2 tRNA genes and 1 rRNA gene are annotated in these 911 nt (G+C 41.9%); all 3 read left to right on the forward strand.

Features of this window, described 5'->3' with window-relative positions:
- Nucleotides 1-78 (forward strand): 16S ribosomal RNA (locus ACXAH1_RS24625); the annotation flags it as partial.
- Between the two features lie 76 nt (nt 79-154).
- A tRNA-Ile gene (locus ACXAH1_RS24630) sits at nt 155-231 on the forward strand.
- 114 nt (nt 232-345) lie between these two features.
- Nucleotides 346-421, forward strand: a tRNA-Ala gene (locus tag ACXAH1_RS24635).
- The last annotated feature ends 490 nt before the right edge of the window (nt 422-911 follow it).

Genomic DNA, 911 nt, shown 5'->3' on the forward strand with positions numbered 1-911 from the left:
ACCACGGAGTGATTCATGACTGGGGTGAAGTCGTAACAAGGTAGCCCTAGGGGAACCTGGGGCTGGATCACCTCCTTATCGACTTAGAACTAATTTGTTCGAAGTGTCCACACAGATGATTGTTGATTAGAATTAGAGAACACAAACATTGTTTGGGTCTGTAGCTCAGCTGGTTAGAGCGCACGCCTGATAAGCGTGAGGTCGGTAGTTCAAGTCTACTCAGACCCACCACTTCTTCCCGATGCTGCGTTATTAAGCTCGTCGTTTAGAAACTACTAAACGTCCTCACTTAATGCCTGGCCTCGAAAAGAAGCTTGGTTCAGAACAATGTTATCCTAGTAATGTGGGGCTATAGCTCAGCTGGGAGAGCGCCTGCCTTGCACGCAGGAGGTCAGCAGTTCGATCCTGCTTAGCTCCACCACTTTACTACCTACTCCTCATAGATAAACACTCTTAAGACAGTGACTTTAAATAAGAAACTGAGAGTTTTTAACTCTGAGAAGTAATTCTCTTGCTCTTTAAAAATTTGGAAAGCTGATATTAAATTCTCGGAATAACAATGAAAATTGTTGTTCTATAGAGTTTTCGAAAGAAAAATGCCGATAAATTCGAAAGAATTTATTAGCGTCTACTTTAGTATTACTTAACTTCTGGCGAAGTTAAAACTGTCTTTAGCACTACAGCTTAAAATAGATTTTTCAATGAATTTGTTTTTCAGGCAAGGCGCTTAAATATTTTATCGCAGGGCGCAACCTTACTGGTTGTAACCAAGTAAAATATTTAAGGAACGCAGCATGGGAGACAAAGGCGCAGAAAAACCATTTTGGGTTGTATGGTTAAGTGACTAAGCGTACACGGTGGATGCCTTGGCAGTTGGAGGCGATGAAGGACGTACTAACTTGCGATAAGCC

This window comes from Pseudoalteromonas sp. AWH4_217 (assembly GCF_056161105.1).